Genomic DNA, 21,042 nt, shown 5'->3' on the forward strand with positions numbered 1-21,042 from the left:
CAACCCGGCGGCCTTCGCTCCCTCACCCTCTTCTGGAAGGAATCGGTCACATGACGCAGCACCTTACCCCGACGGCTCCCCACGACCTCATCGGCATCGGTTTCGGCCCGTCCAATCTGGCCCTGGCCATTGCCTTGCAAGAGCGCGCAGAGCAGGGCGGCCGGTCGTTCGACGCGCTGTTTCTGGAGCGTCAGCCCGACTATAGCTGGCACGGCAACACCCTGGTCGCCCAAAGCGAACTGCAGATTTCGTTTCTCAAGGACCTGGTGACCCTGCGCAACCCCTCCAGCCGCTTCTCGTTCGTCAACTACCTCAAGGCCCACGGTCGCCTGGTGGACTTCATCAACCTGGGCACCTTTTACCCCTGCCGCATGGAGTACAACGACTACCTGCGCTGGGTCGCGCAGCAGTTCGCCGAGCAGAGCCGCTATGGCGAGCAGGTGCTGCGGGTCGAACCGATCGTGGAAGGGGATGGCCGGGTGCAGCGCCTGAACGTGGTCAGCCAGCACCAGGGCCGCGAAGTCCAGCGCCAGGCCCGCTCGGTGATCGTCAGCACCGGCGGCACGCCGAAGATCCCTCAGGCGTTCGCCCCGTTCAAGGACGACCCACGGGTGTTCCACCATGCCCGCTACCTGTCGGCCATGGCCACTCAACTCTGCAGCCGTGGCGAGCCGATGCGCATTGCGGTGGTGGGCGCAGGGCAGAGCGCCGCCGAGGCGTTCATCGACCTCAACGACAGCTACCCCAACGTTCAGGTCGACATGATTCTGCGCGCCGCCGTGCTCAAGCCGGCGGACGACAGCCCGTTCGTCAACGAAATCTTCGGCCCGGATTACACGGACCTGGTGTTCAATCAGCCCGAAACCGAACGCGAGCGTTTGATCCGCGAGTACCACAACACCAATTACTCGGTGGTGGACCTGGACCTGATCGAGCGCATCTACGCCATGCTCTATCGCCAGAAAGTCTCCGGCGTCGAGCGCCATGGTTTCCTCTGCCGACGCATGATCGAAAGCGCCACTGACGTCGATGGCCGCGTGCAACTGCAACTGCGCGACCTGGCCACCGGCAGCACCGAAGCGCGGCGTTACGATGCGGTGATTCTGGCCACCGGTTACGAGCGTCGCTCGCATCGCGAGCTGCTCGCTCCACTGAAGGACTATCTGGACGACTTCCGGGTCGACCGCGACTACCAGTTGATCGCCCGCCCGGAGCTTGAAACGCCGGTCTTCATCCAGGGCTTCAGCCAGCATTCCCACGGCCTGAGCGATACGCTGCTGTCGGTGTTGCCGGCTCGTTCGGGAGAGATCGCCGCTGCCCTGGAGCAGCGCCTGGAGGGCGTCGACCAGGCCCGCCCGAACGTCGCACGCCGCGCGGTCGGACGAAGCCTCTCGGCGTGATGGCTGAACAGGAGCGGCGGATCGGATATGCTGGGTGAATGATGCTGTTTCTCATTCACTTGCTCACATGACCACAGGTGCCAGGGGCTGATGATAGACGTGCTTGCGCCGCTGTTTCGCGGCGATTTCGAAGCCTACCGGGACGTGTTGGTGCTGGCCGACGATCCGCGGCCAGCCATGGTGTACGACGAGCTGCTGGCGCCCGATGCCTTCGCCGAGCTTCAGCGGCGATTCGGTCAGCGCTACAGCGGCGATGATCGCCGTGCCTGGGTGTCGTTGTGGGCCAAACACTACATCGTCAAGCTGTTGCCGCCGGTGATGGGCGCCACGTTGCTGTTGCGCTGGCGCCTGCCGCTGGGGCTGGCCGACACGGCCTTGTTGCTGGACGAAGGCGCGCTGCCGCAAGGCTTTCGTCTGAGCGACAAAGGCGCGCCGTTCGCCGCCGATGTGAACGAGCCGTTCGAGCTGTTCGCAGGCCTGCTCGACGATCACCTGCAGCCGTTGTTCCAGGCCCTGGCCAGCCAGACCAGGCTCTCGCCCAAGGTGCTGTGGAGCAACGCCGGCAACTACTTCGAAAACCTGCTCAACCTGATGGCCAAGGCCGGCATGCCTGCCGAACGCCTGACGCCGGGCCGCGCTCTGCTGGAAACCAAGACACGCCCCGATGGCACCCGCAACCCGCTGTTCCAGCCGGTGCGCTACCTGCCCATCGACGACGCCAGCGGCCAACCCACCTTGCGCCGCGAACGCAAGGTCTGCTGCGTGCGTTATCTCTTGCCCGAGCTCGAACTGTGCGGCAATTGCCCGCTGAAGGTGAATCCCGCCAGGGTACCGGCCTGATTCAGTTCGGCATCGGCACTCAGTAGTGGAAGCTGATCGCCGAGCCATCGCCCGGATGCGCCATGACTCCCATGCGGATGCCGTAGATCGACTCCAGCACTTCAGCGTTCATCAGCTCAGCCGGTGGCCCCTGAACGAGTAGCCGCCCGCTGTGCAACGCCACCAGGTGATCGCAGTAACGCGCAGCCATGTTGATCTCGTGTAGCACCACGACCACGCCCAGGTCCAGCTTGTGGCTCAGTTCACGGATCAGGCCCAGCACTTCGATCTGATGAGCGATGTCCAGCGCCGAGGTCGGTTCATCGAGCAACAGGTAGCGGCTGTTCTGCGCCAGCAGCATGGCCAGCCAGACCCGCTGGCGTTCGCCGCCGGAGAGGTTGTCGACCAGACGCTCGGCATAGGCGCGGGTGTGGGTCAGCTCCAGGGCCTGTTCGACCTGGGCATGGTCCTCTTCGCTCATGCGTCCCAGCGCGCCATGCCACGGGTAGCGACCAAAGCGCACCAGTTCACGGACGCTCAGGCCGTCGGCGGCCGGCAATTGCTGCGGCAGGTACGCCACCTGCCGGGCGAACTCGCGGTTTTTCCAGTCCGCCAGGGGCACGCCATCGAGCTTGACCGTGCCGTGGCTGGCGGCTTGCTGGCGGGCCAGCATCTTGATCAGGGTCGATTTGCCCGAGCCATTGTGCCCGATCAAGCCGATGATCTGGCCGTGGGGCAGGGTCAGGTCGAGGGGGTGCAGGAGGGTGCACTCGGGAATGCAGAAGGACGCGGCCTGCAACTCGAACATGGAAGGGTCCTGAAAAGAAAGACGCTAATCTAAACGAGATAAGAACCATCATCAAAGGGTGGGGGTTGAATTGATTGCCATCCTGACCGGCTCCGAGCTGCAGCGAAATGAGCCTGGGGCAAGACCAGAAAACGTTACTCAAGTGGTTGTAATAGAGGTTTTACATCTGCTGGATCACCGCGAGCTTGACCGGTAAGCGTCTGGCGCCTGGGGTCGATCGGACCAGGTTCTACGGGGGGATCCCGCCGTCTCATAAATAATCGTATGGTCACATTTCAGATCTTAATCGCAAAAGGCCATCGCTCGATTGACGCTCCGGCGACCTGTCGTGGTTAATAGCTTCGACGCTATTTCACCCAGAGGTCGCTGCCATGTTCGGAACGTTTCCCCGCAAAAAACTAGCCCTCAGCGCCCTGACCGGCCTGGCGCTGCTTATCGGCGCGGACGGCGCGATGGCGGCGCAGACCTTGCGTCTGGCCCATGCATCGAGCTCTGAAAGCCTGATCAACCAGGCCATGGTGCGTTTCGCCGCGCAGGTCAGTGAACAGACCAAAGGCGAGCTGAAAGTACAGCTCTATCCGGACGGCCAGTTGGGTGACGAGGCCCCGATCGTCGATTCGGTCGGCGCCGGAGCGATCGATATCGGCCTGGGCGGTTCGACCGACGGCATCGACCCGCGTCTGAATGCCCTGTCGCTACCTTTCCTGTTCAAGGACGCCGCTGCGGTCCACGCCTACCTGGATAGCCCGGCCGGCAAGAAATTCCTGACCATGGGTCAGGACCATGGCTTCGTAATGCTCTCGGCCCTGGACTCGGGTTTTCGCCAGTTCGCCAACAGCAAGCACCGCGATCTTCAAGCCTGCTGACCTCAACGGTCTGAAGATCCGCACTCCGCCCAACCCGGTCATTCTGGCCACCATCAAACAGCTTGGCGCCCTGGGCCAGTCGATCCCGTTCGGCGAGGTCTACACCTCGTTGCAATCGGGCGTGGTGGATGGGGTCGAGCCTGAGCTGCGCGATTTCTACGACCAGAAGTGGTTCGAAGTGGCCAAGAACGTCTCGGTGTCGAACTACGTGTGGTCTGCCAACTTCTGGTTCATCAACAAAGACCGTTACGAAGGCCTGGACGACAGCGAGCGTGCCGCGCTGGACAAAGCCGTCGTTGACGCCACCGCCTGGTATCGCTCCCAGCTCGAAGCGGTCTACGCGAAGATCAAGACCGAAATGGAAGCCAAGGGCGTGAAGTTCAACGAGGTCGACACCGGCCCGTTCCGCGAGCTGGCCGGCCCGGTCTACGCCCAGTTCGGCAAGGTCTGGGGTGAAGACTTCGTCAATCAGTTGCGTCGCGACGCCCAGGGCCAGTAACCATGTCTATTTCCCAACACCCGGACCTGCCGCCCAAGGGCTGGCCGGAGCGTACGTTGGCGGTGGCCGGTGCGGTGATGTTCACCGTGACCTTCCTGGCCATCCTGGCCGGGGTGTTCTCGCGCTATTTCAACCTGCATGGGTTCGAGTGGTCATTCGAGATCGCCACCCTCGGCTTCATCTGGGTGACCTTCATCGGCACCGTGATTGCCGAGATCCGCCATGAAAACGTGCGCTTCCAGGGCCTGGCCAACCTGTTGCCGGCCCCTGTTCAGCGAGGCCTGGACGCCTTCGCCAGCCTGGCTCTGCTGTGCATCAGCGGCTGGTTGCTGTACAGCGGCAGTGCGTTCATCGCGCGCACCGGTTGGGCGCCGACGCCGGTGCTGCGCTGGCCAGCGGGCTTGAGCTCGGCAGCGCTGGTCAGTGCCGCCGCCATGCTTGCCGTCCTTGCGCTGATCCGCCTGATCCGCCTGACTCGTAGCGGAGTTCGCCCATGACCGTCCTGATCTTGTTCCTGGCATTCGTGTGCCTGTTGCTCGCCGGTCTACCGGTGGTGTGGGCCATGGCGGGTGGCACCATTGCCGCCTTGCTGTTCGGCGATCTGCACCTGCCATTGGCCTGGCTCGCCCAGCAAACCCTGCGCGGCGCCGACTCGTCCACCCTCGCTTCAATCCCATTGTTCCTGCTGGCGGGCGAGTTGATGAACCGCGGCGGGCTCACCCTGCGCATCATGCGTGTTGCCGAACATTGCTTCGGTCGGCTGCGCGGCGGTCTGGGCCTGGTCAACGTTGCCACCGCCTTTGTCTATGGCGGCCTCACGGGCTCGGCCACCGCTGACACGGGCACCGTGGCCAAGGTGATGATCCCGGTGATGGAGGAGCGAGGCTATCCGCGGGCATTCGCTGCCGCGGTGACCGCTGCGTCCGGCACCCTGGGCATCATCGTTCCGCCCAGCGTGATTCTGATCATGTTCGGCGTGCTGACCAACACCTCCATCGGCGGCCTGTTCATGGCCGGGGTCATCCCGGGCGTCATGCTGGCGGCGGTATTCATGGTCACGGCATACGTGGTCGGCGTTCGCGAGCACTTTCCCAAGGTCGAGGGCAAGATGGACTGGGCCGAACTGCGCCGAGACCTGTTGGGTGCCTTGCCGGCCTTGCTGATGCCGATCATGGTGCTGGGCTCGATCGTGACCGGCTTTGCCACGGCTACCGAGGCCGCCTCGTTGTCGGTGCTCTACGCGCTGGCGGTGGGCACCGTGATCTACCGACAGTTGGGCTGGCGTGATCTGTTCCCTGCTGTGACCGAAGCGGTGACGATTACCGGCTCGGTGATGATCATCATGGCCGTCGCCATGCCGTTCGGCTGGATACTGACTTTCGAACTGGTACCGCACACCGTGGCGTCGTGGATCGTCGATATGCACACCGGGCCGTTGATGACCATTCTGCTGGTGATTCTGGTGCTCAAGGTGGTGGGCTTCTGGCTCGATCTGGGCCCTGCAATGATCATCCTCGCGCCGATCCTGGTCCCCGTGGCGAAGGCCGCCGGTTTCGAGCCGTACCAGATTGGCCTGATCTTCACCATGACGCTGGGCTGGGGACTGTTCACACCGCCCATCGGCACCAATATCTTCGTGGTGTGCAACGTCGGTCGCATCGAAATCGGTGCCGTATCGCGCCGGCTGATTCCGTTCTGGATCGCCACCGCATTCGCCATCGCCCTACTGGTCTTCTTCCCTGGCCTGACCCAGTGGCTGCCACGTGTCATGGGCTACTGAGCCCCCTCATTGTGTAGAGAAATGCAGATGAAACATTTGATCGGTGGAATTTCCAGCGGCGGCCGCGCTTTGCCTGAAATCGATGGCCAGGCCTTCGGTGTCGGCCGCAGTGAAGGGCCTTGGCTGTGGGATGAGCAAGGCGTGCGCTATGTCGATACCGCCATGGGCTTTGGCGCGACGATGCTAGGCCATGCCCAGGCCCAGGTCGTCGCGGCCAGCAGCGCCGCCCTGCGCAATGGCCCGATGCCCTCGTTCGCGCATGCCGACGAGGAGAGCGCCGCCGCGGCGCTGGCACGCTTCACTGGCGAGCTCAGCCAGGTGATCTTCGTCAACACCGGCAGTGAAGCGGTGCACTTGGCTTGCCGAACCGCTCGGGTAGCCACCGGCCGCACCCGCATTGCCAAGTTCGCCGCAGGTTACGACGGCTGGTACGACGCGGTGGCCTTTGGCAACGCTGGGCAACCGGCGGCGCTGATGGCGGGTACCGAGCGGCCTGAACAGGACGGCATGCTGCTGTTGCGCTATAACGATTTCGCTGACGCCGAGCAGTTGTTCCGCGACTGCGGCGAGATTGCCGCCGTGGTGGTGGAGCCGGTGTTGGCCAATGCCGGCTGCATCGTGCCGGCCCCAGGCTATCTGAAGCATCTCAGCGACCTGGCCCACGCCAACGGCGCGTTGGTGATCCTCGACGAAGTCTTGATGGGGCTGCGCCTGCATCCTGGTCTGAGCGGGACCCTGCTGGGCGCCGAAGCGGACCTGGCCACCGTCGGCAAGGCCATCGGCAGCGGGGTGCCGGTGGCCGCCCTGGTGGGCAAGCCGGAGTACATGGGGTTGTTCGAGCAGGGCAAGATCATCCGTGCGGGGACTTACAGCGGCGCGCCACCGGCATGCGCAGCGGTACTGGCCACGTTGAAACAGTTGGCGAGCGCTGACTACCCGGCCTTGCTTGCGCGTGGCGACCAGCTGCGCGCCGATCTGGTGGCTGCCTTCGCGCAGAAGGGGATAGCGGTCAGCACCACCGGCTACGGCTCGGTGTTTACCTTGTGGCGTTCGGCAACACCACCGCTCACCTACGCCGAAGCCGTGCAGGTGGCTGACAGCGACTGGACCCTCGCCCTGCACAAGGCCTTGCGTCGCCAGGGCGTGATGACCATGCCGTTCGCCTTTGGCCGGGTCTACCTGACCTTCGCCCACGACGAAGAGGCCCTGCAAATGCTGCTCGACGGCTACAAGGCCGCAATCGCCTTGCTGTGAGGCGCGATCGCCGCCCGGAACCGGTCAAGGACGAAGTGGGCCAGGCGGCGAGTGTTGAGCAAGGCATGCTCGGGCATCAGCAACGCCAGTTCAATGCTCGGCAGTTCCGGAAGCTGCTCGCCACGCAGAATTCGCCAGCCTGGCGGCACCACGGACGCCGGCAGCACCGTGACCGCCGTACCCAAGCGCACCGCATGCATCACGCCAGGTAGATGCGATGAGGAACTGACCACCCGCCACGGCGTACCGAGGCGGTCCAGTGCTTCGATGATCTGCGGCCTTGCCCGGCAACTGTCGGTGAACAACGACAACGGCAGGGTGTGTTGCTGTTCGGGGAAGTGTTCTGGCGATGCGCACCACAGCATCGGTTCGCAGCGCAGCAGCTCGCCCTGCAGCTTGCCATTGGCACGGGTGATGATGGCGATATCGATGCTGCCTTCGGCAATCATCGCTTCCAGACGCGAGGAAAAATCACAGATGATCTCCACCTGAAGATGAGGATGACGCTGCGTGAACGCCTGCATCAGTTCACAGCCCAGGGTCTCCAGGTAATCATCCGGCATGCCGATGCGGATGCGTGTGGCTTCCTGGCCACATTCGAGGGCCGTGAGTGCCTCATCTTCGAGCATTTGAATGCGCCGCGCATAGCCGATCAGGCGTTCGCCGTGTTCGGTCAGGGTCACTCCGCGACGTGAGCGCTCCAGCAATTTGCGGCCGACCCTGGCCTCCAGCCGACCGAGCATCAGGCTCACGGCCGCTTGTGTCTTGCCGATCCGCTCACCGGCGGCGGTGAAACCGCCGTAATCAATGACCGCAACGAAGGCGGCAAGACAGTCTGTGTCGAGATGGCGCATGGGGAAGGGTCCCTCGGTGAAAAGACAGCGGGCTGACGTGATCATGCACGTTTCATTCCCATACCTTCACCGGCGGAGGGCCAGGCGCACCAGAGCGCTCAGCTCTCGTTGCGCAGCGCCAGCAAATGCTTCATCTCCTCGCCCCGCAACGGCGGGCTGAGCAGGTAACCCTGGACGAACGGGCAATCCAGCGATTGCAGACGGTCCAACTGGTCCTGGGTTTCCACGCCCTCGGCGACGATGTCGACGCCCAGCGCGCTGCCCAGTGACAGGATGCTGGTGACGATCGCAATGGTGCGGCGGTGGGTCATCATGCGCGTGACGAACGAGCGGTCGATCTTGATCGAATCGATCGGGTAGCGGTCGATGTAGCCCAGCGAGCTGTAGCCGGTGCCGAAGTCGTCCAGTGCGATGTGCACGCCCAGCTTGCGCAAGTCGGCCAGGGCGATGGCCACGGTTTCCGGTTCGTTGAGAAACACCGATTCGGTGATTTCGATTTGCAGGTCGCGTGGGCTCAGCGACGTGCTTTCCAGAATCTGCGCGACCTTCGCTACGAATCCCACATGATTGAGTTCAGCGCCGGAGACGTTGACGTTCAGTCGCAACCCCGCAGCGGGGCTGGCGTCCCAGCGCTTGATCTCGGCGCAGGCCGTCTGCATGACCCAGCGGCCCATCTCGTGGATGATGCCGATGTCTTCCGCCACGGCGATGAACACGTCGGGCGGTACGTTGCCGAGCACCGGATGCTGCCAGCGAACCAGCGCTTCGACGCCGGCGATGCGGCGCGAGCCGGCGTGGAAAATGGGCTGGTAGACCAGGTAGAACTCTTCGCGCGCCAAGGCGTGTTTCAGCGCATTGCGCATCAACAGCAGGTCCACCGCCGCCTGGCGCATGGACAGGTCGAACAGCGCCCACTTGCCTGGGCCTTGCTTCTTCGCGGCATACATGGCGACGTCGGCGTCGCGCACCAGATCTTCGGCACCGGTGTGCGCGGCGTCGAGGGTGACGATGCCGACACTGCACGAGGTGAAGATCGCCTGACCCTCGACTTCGACGGCAACGCCGAGTGCCTGGATAACGCGTTTTGCGGTCTCGATGGCCGTGTGCTTGGACGCCTCGCCGGTGTGGAGGATGGCAAACTCGTCGCCACCGATGCGCGCCAGGACTGCATTGCCGGTGAGGCAGGATTGCAGTCGCTGCGCCACGATCTGCAACAGGATGTCGCCGGCGCGGTGACCCATGCCGTCGTTGATGTATTTGAAGCGATCCAGGTCCAGGTACAGCACCGCCGCATCGCGCTCGGCCTGGGCCAGATTGAAGACCTCCTGGATCTGCGCCATGAAGTAGGCGCGGTTCTTCAGACGGGTCAGGTCGTCGTGGAAGGCCGCGTAGGTCAGCTCTTCCTGGATCCGCTCGCGCTCCACCAGGCGCGAACGCAGCGCCACCTGTTCCTCACGGTCGATCTGGGCTTGCCTGAGGCCTTCTTCGGCTTCCTTGCGCTCGCTGATGTCGCGCTGCACCGACACCCAGTGGGTGAACCAGCCTTTTTCGTTGGCCACGGGCACGATGCTCAATTGCACCCAGAATCGGGTGCCATCGCGGCGCGTGTTGATCAGTTCGACCTCGACCGGTTGCCACCGGGTCAGCGCGTCGCGGATCTGATCCAGGGTGCTGCGATCGGTTTCTTCGCATTGCAGGATGCGCGGTGTCTTGCCGACGATCTCTTCCAGGCTGAACCCGGTGGTCGCCAGAAAGGCCGGGTTGCAGTAGACGATGCGCGGGCCGGGCAGGTCGATCGGCTCGGCTTCGGTGATCAGGATCGCATCCTTGGCATGCACGACCACCGACTCCAGCAGGCGCAGCCGCTCGATGACCCCGGTGGGGCCGTTGCTGACCGCCGGGGGCGGAGCGGTGTGGTACAGGGCGACCGAGTGGGTCTTGAGCGCATAGATCTGCGCAGCGCTGAGCAACTTGAACGGCGGTGTCAGCGCCAGCAGGACGATGCCGGCGAGGACATCGCTGCTGTCCTTTACAGCGATGCACACACGGTAGGTGTCTGCGAGCGACCCCAGGAAATCGGGCACCGAGTGGATGAAGGGCGAGCCGTCGCCGATGTCGACCACGTCGCCGTAGGACATCAGCATGCGCAGCCAGGACTCGGTGGCGGCATCGACCGGCACGTCCCGTGTCGTACCGTAGGCGGCGGTCACCCGCCAGGCACCGGGTGGACCCTCGATGAGCAGGCCGCCGCAACACTGAGTGATGGCCGCCGCTGCCTGGACCAGACCTTTCAAAGCGGTGTTCGATGTAGCGTTTTCGGGAACAGCTGCAAGCATATGAAGGATCCAAGCAAGGAGGGGAGCGGCGACCTCCTGTCACGACATGTCATTTTGACATCATGGTGACATTAGCACTACGCCTACCGGTCGGACCCCCTCTACGCATTTAAATTGCGCGACCGCCTTTTATTTCCCGGCAGGCGGGGACGGGCAGCGATCAACGGTCGTCTACCCGGCGCCAGCGGTCGTGCCTGCATGCTCCCCTGGTTTGCTCAGAAATACTTCAACCAGCCAATGTCACGGCGGCGTTGCTTGAGTTGCGCGAACCAGCGGGTGGGGAAGTACAGTGCGACGGCGAGTGCCACGGTCCACAGCCAGATCCCGGTCAGGCTGTCGAAGCCGTAGTACTTGCCCTGATTCAGGCCCCAGATCTGCACCGCGATCAGGTACATGGCTTTGAGCACCAGCAGGTGCAGCACATAGAAGAACATCGGCGCGCCGCCATAGCGTGACAGCACTTCGAGCACCGGGCGGCCTTCGAGGCGCTGGAACAAGGCAAGCAGCAGCAGGCCGGCGCCCATGGTGGGCATCAGGTACAGCAGCGACGGTGGGTACTTGGTCAGCGACATGAAACTCATGAAGGTGCGGACGTTGTCGTCCAGCACGCTCCACGGCTTCTCGCCGTAGCCGTTCAGGTAGCGGATGGCAATGAACCCCACCAGCAAACCCACACCCCAGTTCAGCAGCAGACGCAGGCGCCGTGCCGGGTCGGCGTCGCGACCGAACCAGGGTCCGGCGCAGTAGCCCAGGGCGATCAGGCCGATCCACGGCAGGATGGGGTAGGTCGTGCGCGCGCGGGTGAATTCGGTGATTTCCAGGAACGCGCGCTGGTGCAGGATCGACCAGATCTCGAAGAAGGGCGACTCTGCGTTCAGAACGATGCCGTCCAGCAGGTTGTGGCCGGCGACGATGACGACACCCACGATCGCCAGCGCAGTACGGGGCAGATGGATGAGCGCGGCCAGCGCGATCATGCTCAGGCCGATGGCCCAGATCACTTGCAGCCACAAGGTGGTGGGCACCAGGGTCGCGTTCCAGGCGAAGTTGACCAGCGTCAGTTCCAGAAACACCAGAAACAGTCCGCGCTTGAGGAGGAATATCGAGACTTCCCGTGGGCTATGGGATTGCCCGTACAACCAGGCCGAGAGGCCGGTAAGGAAAACGAACACCGGAGCGCAGACCATGCTGCTGATGCGGGTGAAGAACAGTTCGGGAGGCGTGTTGACCGGATCCATGGGATCGCTGACCTGAACATGCAGGAAAAACGTTTCGCGCACGTGGTCGACGAGCATGAACAGCATGACCAATCCACGTAGTGCATCGATCGCCAGCATGCGCGTGCGCGATTGGGCTTGGGTGGAGGCTGTGGAAAGCGTGCGTGTAAGGGGCGGCGAAGCAGCGGCGTCGGCCATGGGCGGGCATCCATGAATGAATTGGGATGCGAATGTTACGATATAACGTGTAAATTTGAAATTGCCGCTGTGCGAGCGGTTCTCTTGGGAGCGTTCACCGGCCGCAAAAAACGCCACGGTGTGTCATGGGAAACCGGTGAGACCCTTCGCGGCCACGGACCGCTCCTACGCGGCACTCCTTGCAGGAGCGGTCATTGGCCGCGAACAGGGCGGCGCCGTGTATCAGGCAGTCACCGATCAGGCACTCTCTTCCTGCTGCAGGCGCTTGATCAACGCCTCAGCCGCAGCTTGCGAGGACGCAGGGTTCTGCCCGGTGATCAGGTGCCCATCCTCGACCACATAGCTGCCCCAGTCAGGACCTTTGGAATACTCACCGCCATTGGCTTTGAGCATGTCTTCGACCAGGAAGGGCACCACATCCGTCAGCCCGACCGCGTCTTCTTCGGAGTTGGTGAAGCCTGTGACCTTCTTGCCTTTGACGATGGAATCGCCATCGGGCGACTTCACGTTCTTGAACACACCCGGTGCATGGCAGACGGCAGCGACCGGCTTGTTGGCGGCATAGAACGCTTCGATGACGGTTTTCGAATCGGTGTCTTCGGCCAGGTCCCACAGCGGACCGTGCCCACCGGGATAGAACACGGCATCGAAATCGTAGGGGTCGACTTCGCTCAGCGGAAAGGTGTCGGCGAGGGCAGATTTGGCCTGTGCATCGTCGGCGAAGCGGCGGGTGGCGTCGGTCTGCGCATCCGGCTCGTCGCTCTTGGGGTCCAGTGGTGGCTGGCCGCCCTTGGGCGACACCAGGGTCACATCGGCGCCGGCGTCGATGAAGGCATAGTAGGGGGGCGGCGAATTCTTCCAGCCAGAAGCCGGTTTTCTTGCCGGTATCGCCCAACTGATCGTGGGACGTGAGAACCATCAAGATCTTCATGCACATTTCTCCTGCAGGTGTGGGGATGCAATGCACGGCATTGCCCGGTTCCATGTTCAGAAAGCAAAGTGTTCAGAAAGCACAGTGTTCAGAAAGCACATGCACGCAGACGTTCAAGACAATCCCCCGGCGCCTCTCGCGCCGAACCGAAGGAACGCTGGCGGATCACTCCAGTCAGTTGCTGCAGGGCCGAGCGCGCCCACCCGTCCGCTACCAAGAGGAGATGTCCCATGGCACCCGCATCCGTTCAATACCGCTTCAACGGTGAGCCGCGCACCTGGACGCCGCCGGCTCGGATCGAGCCAGGCCTCCACGCTGTGGTGATGCACCTGCTGCAATTGCACTTTGGCGACGGCGAAAACAGCCTGGTGATGCCCACCGCCGAGGACAGTGATGAGCAGGTTCTGGAGCAGGCGGCACGGATGGGGCTGACCGATATCCAGCTTCCCGGTACTCCCCCCAACTAGGCGCTGACCGCCCGGTACAGCGCGCGGATCAGGTCGGACTGAGTGATGATGCCCACCAGACGGCGCTCGCTGTCGATGATCGGAATGTGTCGATGGCCGTTCTCCGAAAACACCGGCACCAGCTCGGTCAGCAGCCGATCGGCGCTGGCGACGCGGACCGAGCGAGTCATGATCTGCCCGACGCTGCTGGTCGTCGGCCGATTGCGTCCGGGTCGCAGCAGGGCGCGCAGGTGCCAGGCCACGCCGTCGTGTGCGTCCAGATCCAGTTGCCGCATGAAATCGGCCACGGTGACGATGCCTATCAGATGGCGCTGGCGGTCGATTACCGGCAGGGCCTTGATCTTGTGCTTGCGCATCAGTGCCCAGGCCTCGCGTAGCGGCATCTCCTGGCGTGCGGTGATCGGTTCCCGACTCATGACTTCGGCACAGCGCAGCTCGCCCATGTTGCGCTGATAGGCCGATGCTTCGGCCAGTTCGAGCAACGCCTGCAGGTCGTTGCGATCGACGTCGAGGACCTGGTTGTAGTGCACCAGCGCGGCGTCCAGGTCGGCGCGGCTGAATCGCCCTGTGGCCGACGGTTGGGGCGTGGCAGGCACATGGGGCCAGGGCCGACGCGTCAGGTTGTTGTAGAGCAGGCCGGCGGCCACCAGCAGCAGCGAATCGAGCAGGACCGGATTCACGGCATAGGCGAAGTGTTCGCAACCCATCACGACCATCAACAGTGCCGCCGCGCCACCGGGTGGGTGCAGGCAACGGGCGGCGAGCATCAGTGCGATTGCCAGGCCTACGGCGAGGGCGGCGGCCACGGTCGGATCGGGAATCCATTTGGCGCAGGCAATGCCGACCAGCGCGCTCAGGGTATTGCCACCGGTTACTGCCCAGGGTTGGGCCAAAGGGCTGGCGGGGAGGGCGAACACCAGCACAGCGCTGGCGCCGATGGGCGCCACGATGGCCAGGCCCAGGGCGCCATGCTCGGCGGCCCAGTGCCCCTGCAGGCCCAGCGCTGCAAGCACGCCGACCACCAGCACGCCGAGGGCGGCACCGATGCAGGCACGCCATTTTTCCCGGGCATTGATCGGTTGGCGGGTCGGCCAGAGGCGGGTGAAGATATCCATTGCAGGTGTTTGAGTTCCGGCTGTGAAACAGGGCCGGCATCAGTATCCGGCCTTACATTCCCCTGTAGCAGAGGCGCGAGCCGCGTCACAGGCCACGCGGATCATCTGACCCCATGCAGTGCCATCGGACGCAGCTTGCGCAGCTGCTACAGGTATTGGGTGGCCGCGTCGGCCGCCGATGCGACAGCCCTGACACGGCGCGATCAATCCACCGTATCAATGAGGCGCGCGGCGGATGGTCTTCATCAGATCCTGCGGGCTGATCTGACCCACCACATTGACGCCACTGCCCGGCTGCGGCAGGTCCAGGATATGCCCCTTCATCTTGCCGATCACGTGCATCTCGCACGGCTTGCAGTCGAACTTCAGGGTCAGCACTTCATCGCCATGAATCAACTGCATGGGCGCGACCTTGGTTTTTACCCCGGTTACGCCCTTGGCCTGCTTGGGGCACAGGTTGAACGAGAAGCGCAGGCAGTGCTTGGTGATCATCACGGGCACTTCGCCCGGCTCTTCATGGGCCTCGTACGCGGCATCGATCAGCTTGACCCCATGGCGATGATAGAAATCGCGAGCCTTCTGGTTGTACACGTTGGCCAGGAACGACAGGTGCGATTCCGGATACACCGGCGGTGGCGTCGTCTCGGCCTTGCGGCTGCCACGCGGATGGGCCTGCACGCGCGCGGTGGTCAGCGCTTCGATCGCTTCGCGACGCATGGCCTTGAGCTGCGAGTTGGGAATGAAAAACGCCTGCGGTGCATCCAGATCGATGGCCGTTGCATGGTACTGGGTGGTGCCCAGTTGCCCCAGCAGGTCACGCAGTTGATCCAGCGCCTGCTCGGGTTTGTTGGCCGGTCCGAACGGACCTTCCAGCGCCACATCCACGCGCACGCCTTCTTCGCTGGTGGCGGTCAGTTGCAAACGTTGCTCGCTCAACTGTGCATGCCAGGCCACGCCCACGCGTCGCTCGGCGGAGGTCTTCTGCAGCGCCTGCTGCCAGTTGTGGTCCAGGTTGCGATTGAGCGGGTGGTTGGGGCGCAACTGGAACAGCCCGGCCGGCATCTCGTTGGGTTCGACGCGATAGCGATAGCGCTTCTGACCGTCTTCGTCGAACTCGCCCTTGAGCTCGGCGATGTTGGCGCGGAAACCCACGACTTCGCGCTTGACCAGCACGTTCAGGCCATCGCCGTTGGACAGCGGCTGCTCGCTGACGACCAGCATGTCACGCTTGGCGACTTTCTCGACGCGTCCGACCGGCAGGCCGGTGAAGGTGGGTGAATCGAACGCGCCGATGTCGATCTTGCGCTCGCTGACGAAATAGTCGGTGCTGCCGCGGTGGAAGGTCTTGTCCGGGTCCGGCACGAAGAAGTGTGCGGTGCGACCGCTGGAAGCCCGGGCCAGATCCGGACGGTCTTCCAGCACGTCGTCCAGGCGCTGGCGGTAGTAGGCGGTGATGTTCTTCACATAGCCCATGTCCTTGTAGCGGCCTTCGATCTTGAACGAACGCACGCCGGCCTCGACCAGCGCGCGAATGTTGGCGCTCTGGTTGTTGTCCTTCATGGACAGCAGGTGTTTCTCATAGGCCACCACGCGGCCCTGGTCATCCTTGAGGGTGTAGGGCAGGCGGCAGGCCTGGGAGCAGTCGCCGCGGTTGGCACTGCGCCCGGTCTGCGCGTGGGAGATGTTGCACTGCCCGGAAAACGCCACGCACAACGCACCGTGAATGAAGAACTCGATGGCTGCATCGGTTTCTGCGGCAATGGCGCGGATCTCGCCCAGATCCAGCTCCCGCGCCAGCACCAGCTGGGAGAAGCCGGCCTGGTCGAGGAATTTTGGCCCGCGCCAGGGTGCGGATGTCGGTCTGGGTGCTGGCGTGCAGCTCGATCGGCGGAATATCCAGCTCCATGACCCCCAGGTCCTGCACGATCAAGGCATCCACGCCGGCGTCGTACAACTGGTGGATCAGCTTGCGCGCCGGTTCCAGTTCGTTGTCGTGCAGGATGGTGTTGAGCGTGGTGAACACCCGCGCGTGATAGCGGCGAGCGAAGGTCACCAACTCGGCGATGTCGCTCAGCTCGTTGCTGGCGTTGTGACGCGCGCCGAAGCTGGGCCCGCCGATGTAGATGGCGTCGGCGCCATGCAGGATGGCCTCGCGGGCGATGGCAACGTCGCGTGCGGGGCTGAGCAGTTCGAGGTGGTGCTTGGGCAGGGACATGTTTTTCTGGTCTGAGTCATCACGGTCAAGGTCGCCATTGTAGCGGCGAATGACCGGAACGGCACGGCCCGCGCGTCGCAGCTTTGTCTGTTGCGGGAAGACGGATCGAACCGCCGAGTGGGCCTGGCGTCTACCGGGCAGCGTGCGTGCCGCAGCCAATCAGGGATACCGCCGATGAGCAAGTCCATCACCGCCCAGGATCTGGGCATCGACATCACCGAGCAGCACGGTTTGTTCAAGTGGTTGCTGGCCAGCTTTCTGATGGGCAAGCGCATTCAGGCCGATATCGCCGTTCAGGCCTATCGGGTGCTGGTCGAAAAACATGGGCGCGATACGCCGCGCAAGCTGGGCCACTGCACGCATCGCGAGTTGGTGGCCATGCTGGGCGAGGCGCATTACGTGCGCTATGACGAGAGCACGGCGACGCGGCTGAGCGCGTTGGCCAAGACATTGGCTGCAGAGTACGGCGGCAGTGTCAGCCAGATGCGCGAGGCCAGTGCCGATCGCAAGGATTTTGAACGCAGGTTGGCACAGTTCGATGGGGTGGGGCCCAAAACCGTGGAGATCTTCATGCGCGAAGCCGGCGGAGCCTTGTTTTGAGCATGGACCGGGTACGCGTGGGCTGCGCCGGTTGGAGCCTGCCGCGCGAGTACGCTGAGCACTTCACGGGCGACGGCACCCATTTGCAGCGCTATGCCTCGCGGTTGCGTTGCGTGGAAATCAACAGTTCGTTCTACCGTCCGCATCGCCCACAGACCTATGCCCGTTGGGCCGCGTCGGTGCCGGATGACTTCCGTTTCTCGGTCAAGGTGCCGAAACAGATCACCCATGTGCAGCGCCTGCGCGACTGCGCCACGGCCCTCGATGAATTCCTTTCGCAATGCGGTGAACTGGGCGACAAGCTCGGTTGCCTGCTGGTGCAATTGCCGCCGTCTCTGGCTTTCGAAGTGCAGGTTGCCGAGGTTTTTTTCCATTGTTTGCGCGAGCGATTCGCAGGTCATGTGGTGCTCGAACCGCGCCATGCTTCCTGGGTCGAGGCCGAGCCGATCCTGCAGGCTTACCGCATTGCCCAGGCGGCTGTCGATCCATCACGCATCGCCACCGATACCACCCCTGGAGGCTGGCGCGGCTTTCGTTATTGGCGGTTGCACGGTTCACCGCGCATCTATCACGACGCGTACAGTGCTGAATATCTGGCACACCTGCGCCTGCTCCTGGCCGAAGCCGCCACCGACGCCGAGGTATGGTGCATATTCGACAACACCGCCTCCGGCGCCGCAACAGGAGACGCGCTGCGCACCATCACCCCTTCGGAAAATCCACCCCTGTAGCAGCTGCGCAAGCTGCGTCGGCGGTACCCGCGGTGTATCTGGACGAACGCATCGACCCCGGACGCGGCTCGCGCCGCTGCTACAGGGGAATGCGGTGAGGCCGGTGAGGCCGGATGCGGTCGCAATCCCTGTAGCAGCTGCGCAAGCTGCGTCGGCGGTACCCGCGGTGTATCTGGATGAACGCATCGACCCCGGACGCGGCTCGCGCCGCTGCTACAGGGGAATGCGGTGAGGCCGGTGAGGCCGGATGCGGTCGCAATCCCTGTAGCAGCTGCGCAAGCTGCGTCGGCGGTACCCGCGGTGTGTCTGGATGAACGCATTCAACCCGGACGCGGCTCGCGCCGCTGCTACAGGGGAATGCGGTGAGGCCGGATGCGGTCGCAATCCCTGTAGCAGCTGCGCAAGCTGCGTCGGCGGTGCGCGCGGTGTATCTGAATAAACGCGTTGAACCCGGACGCGGCTCGCGCCGCTGCTACAGGGTGCGGTGTTGCAGGCTGCGTTCGATGCGGGCGAGGCCCTCGGTCAACAGCGCGCGCGGGCAGCCAAAATTCAGGCGGACGAACTGTTCAAGGCCCTCGCCGAACTCCGGGCCGGCGCTCAGGCCCACTCGAGCCTCTTCAAGAAAAAACCGCTGCGGATTGGCCAGACCCAAAGCCGAGCAGTCCAGCCAGGCCAGGTAAGTGCTTTGTGGCGCATGGACCACGATGCCGGGCAGCCACGTACGAATCGTTTCCAGCAGGTAGTCGCGGTTGCCTTGCAGATAGGTTTTCAGCTGTTCCAACCACTCGCCCGGCTGCGCATAGGCGGCATGGGTGGCTTCCATTCCCAGGGGATTGACGCTGTCCACCATGCCCACCCGTGCCGCATCGAAGCGGGCGCGCAACGAGGGATTCTGGATCACTGCAAAGGCTGTCTTGAGCCCCGCCACGTTGTAGGTCTTGCTCGCGGACATCAGGGTAATGGTGCGCTGGGCCACTTCCGGCGACAGCGACGCAACAGGGATATGCCGACGTCCATCGAACTGCAAGTCCGCGTGGATCTCGTCACTGATGATCAACACATCCTGCGCCACGCAAATTTCGGCGATCGTGCGCAGTTCGTCGCGGCTATAGGTCTTGCCGATCGGGTTGTGCGGATTGCTCAGCAGGTACGCCGAACTGTCGCCCAATGCCTGTTGCAGCCGCTGCGGGTCACACGCCCACTGACCTTGCGCGTTGGCCTGCAACGGCACTTCGATGCTGCGCATTTTCCAGTGGCCGGCCGCCTGGCGCAGCGGCGGATAGTTGGGGGTATGCACCACCACGCCGTCACCTTCGGCTACCAGACCGTGCAGCGCCATGTTGACCCCAGGCACCACACCCGGCAGGACCACGATGTCCTGCTTCTGCACCTGCCAGTCATAGTGCTCGCGCAGGTAATCGACCAGCACCTGACGCAGTTCGTCCGAGGGCACGCTGTAGCCCAGGACCGGATGGGTCAGACGCGTCTGCAAGCGTTCGATGACCGCAGGCGGTGCGGCGAAATCCATGTCGGCGACCCACATCGGCAATACATCTTCGGGGTAGCGGCTCCATTTGGTACTGCCCGTGCCGGTGCGGTCGAACAGCGTGTCCAGGTCTGTGCTCATCGTGTGCTCATGGCTGCAATGCGTGAAAGATTCAAAGGCTTGTAGGCGCATAGTAACCAGCGAAGGTGAGTGCGGCCAGTCGCGACTATCAAGCCTGTCCAAGCTGGCGAAAAAAGATATTCAATGTTTTTTTAAAACTTTTTCGCGAAGCCCTTGGTCAATTGCTGTAAGCGAGTTCACCTGCTCGTTCTGCCACTGACCCAAAGGACTACAATCATGATCCGCGATGACCGTATCGCTCCAGACGGCTACACCACACCGGTCTACCATGACCACGCCACAACCGCGCCGTTGCTCAAGCGAATTTCGTGGAGTGCGATTCTCGCCGGTGTGGTACTTGCCATGGTGGTTTCGCTGTTGCTCAACCTGTTGGGTACCGCCATCGGTACAGCCACCATCGATCCAATGCAAGAAGCCAATCCGCTGTCGGGCATCGGCACCGGTGCCGGTATCTGGGTCGTGGTTAGCGCAGTCATCTCGCTGTTCGTGGGCGGTTGGGCTGCTGGCCGTCTGGCACAGCGCGAAGGCGCTTTCCACGGTCTGCTGGTCTGGGCGAGCGTTTCGCTGATCACTGTCTACCTGGTATCCAGCGCAGTCACCGGCGTTGTCCGTGGCGGTCTGAACCTGGCTGGCAGCGGCGTATCCGCACTGGGCAGTGGCATTGCTCAAGTCGCTCCTGCACTGGGCGACAAGATTCAGGATCAACTGCGTCAGCAAGGCATCGACTTCAACCTGGACGATATCCAGGGCGAGATCGAATTGGCCATGCGTCAGACCGGCAAGCCTGAACTTAACCCCGACAACGTCAAGCAGGAAGCTCAGGCGACTCAGCAAGATGCGCAGAACACTGCTCAGCGCAGCGCCGAGAACCCTCAGCAAGCCGACAACCAGCTGGCTGGCCTGATGGATCGCATCAAAGCCAAGGGCGACCAGGCTTGGGATGCTGCTGACCGCGAAGCACTGGTCAATCTGATCAAGGCACGTGGCAACAAGACCGATGCTGAAGCCAACCAGATCGTTGATCAGGCCCAGGCCAGCTACCGTCAGGCTTATGCCAAGTATCAGGAACTGAAAGCCCAAGCCGAGCAGAAAGCCCGTGAAGCTGCCGAAGTGGCCGCCAAGCGCGTTTCGCAAGGCGCCTGGATTCTGCTGATCACTCTGGTGATCTCGGGTCTGGTAGCCGCCGGTGCCGGTGTACTGGGTCGTCGTACTCAGCCACCTGCCAAGGTCGTTGCTGCGGTCTAATCGATCCGCACACGCAACACGGTTGTAGAAAAGCCCACGCTGATCAGGTCAGCGTGGGCTTTTTCTTTGGCTACGACTGT

At 63.2% G+C, this 21,042-nt stretch carries 15 protein-coding genes and 3 pseudogenes; 10 read left to right on the plus strand and 8 right to left on the minus strand.

The genetic code is table 11. The features are described 5' to 3' along the window. Window positions 1-50: 50 nt before the first annotated feature. On the plus strand, window positions 51-1,400 hold the full coding sequence (locus tag ABMD26_RS20735; RefSeq protein ID WP_354311511.1) for a lysine N(6)-hydroxylase/L-ornithine N(5)-oxygenase family protein: 1,350 nt from the start codon (window positions 51-53) through the stop codon (window positions 1,398-1,400). A gap of 90 nt (window positions 1,401-1,490) precedes the next feature. After that, on the plus strand, window positions 1,491-2,240 hold the full coding sequence (fhuF, locus tag ABMD26_RS20740; protein ID WP_354311513.1) for a siderophore-iron reductase FhuF: 750 nt from the start codon (window positions 1,491-1,493) through the stop codon (window positions 2,238-2,240). Between the two features lie 19 nt (window positions 2,241-2,259). Here fhuF and ABMD26_RS20745 read toward each other — a convergent pair whose 3' ends face one another. Then, window positions 2,260-3,027: an ATP-binding cassette domain-containing protein gene (locus ABMD26_RS20745; RefSeq protein WP_320521684.1), complete on the minus strand. Its 768-nt coding sequence runs from the start codon at window positions 3,025-3,027 to the stop codon at window positions 2,260-2,262. 371 nt (window positions 3,028-3,398) lie between these two features. Here ABMD26_RS20745 and ABMD26_RS22290 point away from each other — a divergent pair. From ABMD26_RS22290 to ABMD26_RS20770, 4 genes and pseudogenes are all read left to right on the plus strand, one after another. Continuing rightward, window positions 3,399-4,392, plus strand: a pseudogene (locus tag ABMD26_RS22290) (TRAP transporter substrate-binding protein). A gap of 2 nt (window positions 4,393-4,394) precedes the next feature. Then, entirely contained in the window at window positions 4,395-4,889 is a 495-nt protein-coding gene (locus ABMD26_RS20760) for a TRAP transporter small permease (protein WP_310792942.1), read from the plus strand. Beyond that, entirely contained in the window at window positions 4,886-6,172 is a 1,287-nt protein-coding gene (locus ABMD26_RS20765) for a TRAP transporter large permease (RefSeq protein ID WP_049859998.1), read from the plus strand. Before ABMD26_RS20760 ends, ABMD26_RS20765 begins: the two co-directional genes overlap by 4 nt. A gap of 27 nt (window positions 6,173-6,199) precedes the next feature. Then, window positions 6,200-7,426, plus strand: a complete 1,227-nt coding sequence (locus tag ABMD26_RS20770; RefSeq protein WP_354311519.1) for an aminotransferase class III-fold pyridoxal phosphate-dependent enzyme — start codon at window positions 6,200-6,202, stop codon at window positions 7,424-7,426. Here ABMD26_RS20770 and ABMD26_RS20775 read toward each other — a convergent pair. From ABMD26_RS20775 to ABMD26_RS20790, 4 genes and pseudogenes are all read right to left on the minus strand, one after another. Further along, window positions 7,399-8,280: a LysR substrate-binding domain-containing protein gene (locus tag ABMD26_RS20775; RefSeq protein ID WP_354311521.1), complete on the minus strand. Its 882-nt coding sequence runs from the start codon at window positions 8,278-8,280 to the stop codon at window positions 7,399-7,401. The genes ABMD26_RS20770 and ABMD26_RS20775 overlap by 28 nt on opposite strands. A 98-nt stretch (window positions 8,281-8,378) precedes the next feature. Next, window positions 8,379-10,574, minus strand: a complete 2,196-nt coding sequence (locus ABMD26_RS20780; protein WP_354311523.1) for a sensor domain-containing protein — start codon at window positions 10,572-10,574, stop codon at window positions 8,379-8,381. A 257-nt stretch (window positions 10,575-10,831) separates the two neighbouring features. Next, window positions 10,832-11,953 carry an acetyltransferase domain-containing protein gene (locus ABMD26_RS20785; RefSeq protein WP_502948350.1) on the minus strand — a complete coding sequence of 374 codons (1,122 nt, stop codon included), beginning with the start codon at window positions 11,951-11,953 and terminating at the stop codon, window positions 10,832-10,834. A 315-nt stretch (window positions 11,954-12,268) separates the two neighbouring features. Then, window positions 12,269-12,962, minus strand: a pseudogene (locus tag ABMD26_RS20790) (type 1 glutamine amidotransferase domain-containing protein). A gap of 230 nt (window positions 12,963-13,192) precedes the next feature. Here ABMD26_RS20790 and ABMD26_RS20795 point away from each other — a divergent pair. After that, complete coding sequence (locus ABMD26_RS20795) at window positions 13,193-13,429, plus strand: hypothetical protein (RefSeq protein WP_354311527.1); 237 nt, start codon at window positions 13,193-13,195, stop codon at window positions 13,427-13,429. On the opposite strand, the gene ABMD26_RS20800 is transcribed toward ABMD26_RS20795, so the two are convergent. Beyond that, complete coding sequence (locus tag ABMD26_RS20800; protein ID WP_354311529.1) at window positions 13,426-14,544, minus strand: HPP family protein; 1,119 nt, start codon at window positions 14,542-14,544, stop codon at window positions 13,426-13,428. The genes ABMD26_RS20795 and ABMD26_RS20800 overlap by 4 nt on opposite strands. A gap of 216 nt (window positions 14,545-14,760) precedes the next feature. After that, window positions 14,761-16,759, minus strand: a pseudogene (locus ABMD26_RS20805) (peptidase U32 family protein). Window positions 16,760-16,933: 174 nt separating this feature from the next. Between ABMD26_RS20805 and ABMD26_RS20810 the strand changes: the two are divergent. Both ABMD26_RS20810 and ABMD26_RS20815 read left to right on the plus strand, forming a co-directional pair. Next, on the plus strand, window positions 16,934-17,359 hold the full coding sequence (locus ABMD26_RS20810; protein ID WP_134721852.1) for an HhH-GDP family DNA glycosylase: 426 nt from the start codon (window positions 16,934-16,936) through the stop codon (window positions 17,357-17,359). Between the two features lie 2 nt (window positions 17,360-17,361). Beyond that, the gene (locus ABMD26_RS20815) at window positions 17,362-18,090 is read left to right on the plus strand and encodes a DUF72 domain-containing protein (RefSeq protein ID WP_354311532.1); all 729 of its coding nucleotides are present in this window, start codon (window positions 17,362-17,364) and stop codon (window positions 18,088-18,090) included. Window positions 18,091-18,562: 472 nt separating this feature from the next. Here ABMD26_RS20815 and ABMD26_RS20820 read toward each other — a convergent pair whose 3' ends face one another. Continuing rightward, window positions 18,563-19,717, minus strand: a complete 1,155-nt coding sequence (locus tag ABMD26_RS20820; RefSeq protein WP_354311534.1) for a MalY/PatB family protein — start codon at window positions 19,715-19,717, stop codon at window positions 18,563-18,565. Window positions 19,718-19,933: 216 nt separating this feature from the next. Between ABMD26_RS20820 and ABMD26_RS20825 the strand changes: the two genes are divergently transcribed. Next, window positions 19,934-20,962 carry a hypothetical protein gene (locus tag ABMD26_RS20825; protein ID WP_090358701.1) on the plus strand — a complete coding sequence of 343 codons (1,029 nt, stop codon included), beginning with the start codon at window positions 19,934-19,936 and terminating at the stop codon, window positions 20,960-20,962. The last annotated feature ends 80 nt before the right edge of the window (window positions 20,963-21,042 follow it).

Origin of the sequence: Pseudomonas sp. PvP001 (assembly GCF_040546375.1) — a bacterium.
Classification (GTDB): domain Bacteria; phylum Pseudomonadota; class Gammaproteobacteria; order Pseudomonadales; family Pseudomonadaceae; genus Aquipseudomonas; species Aquipseudomonas coleopterorum.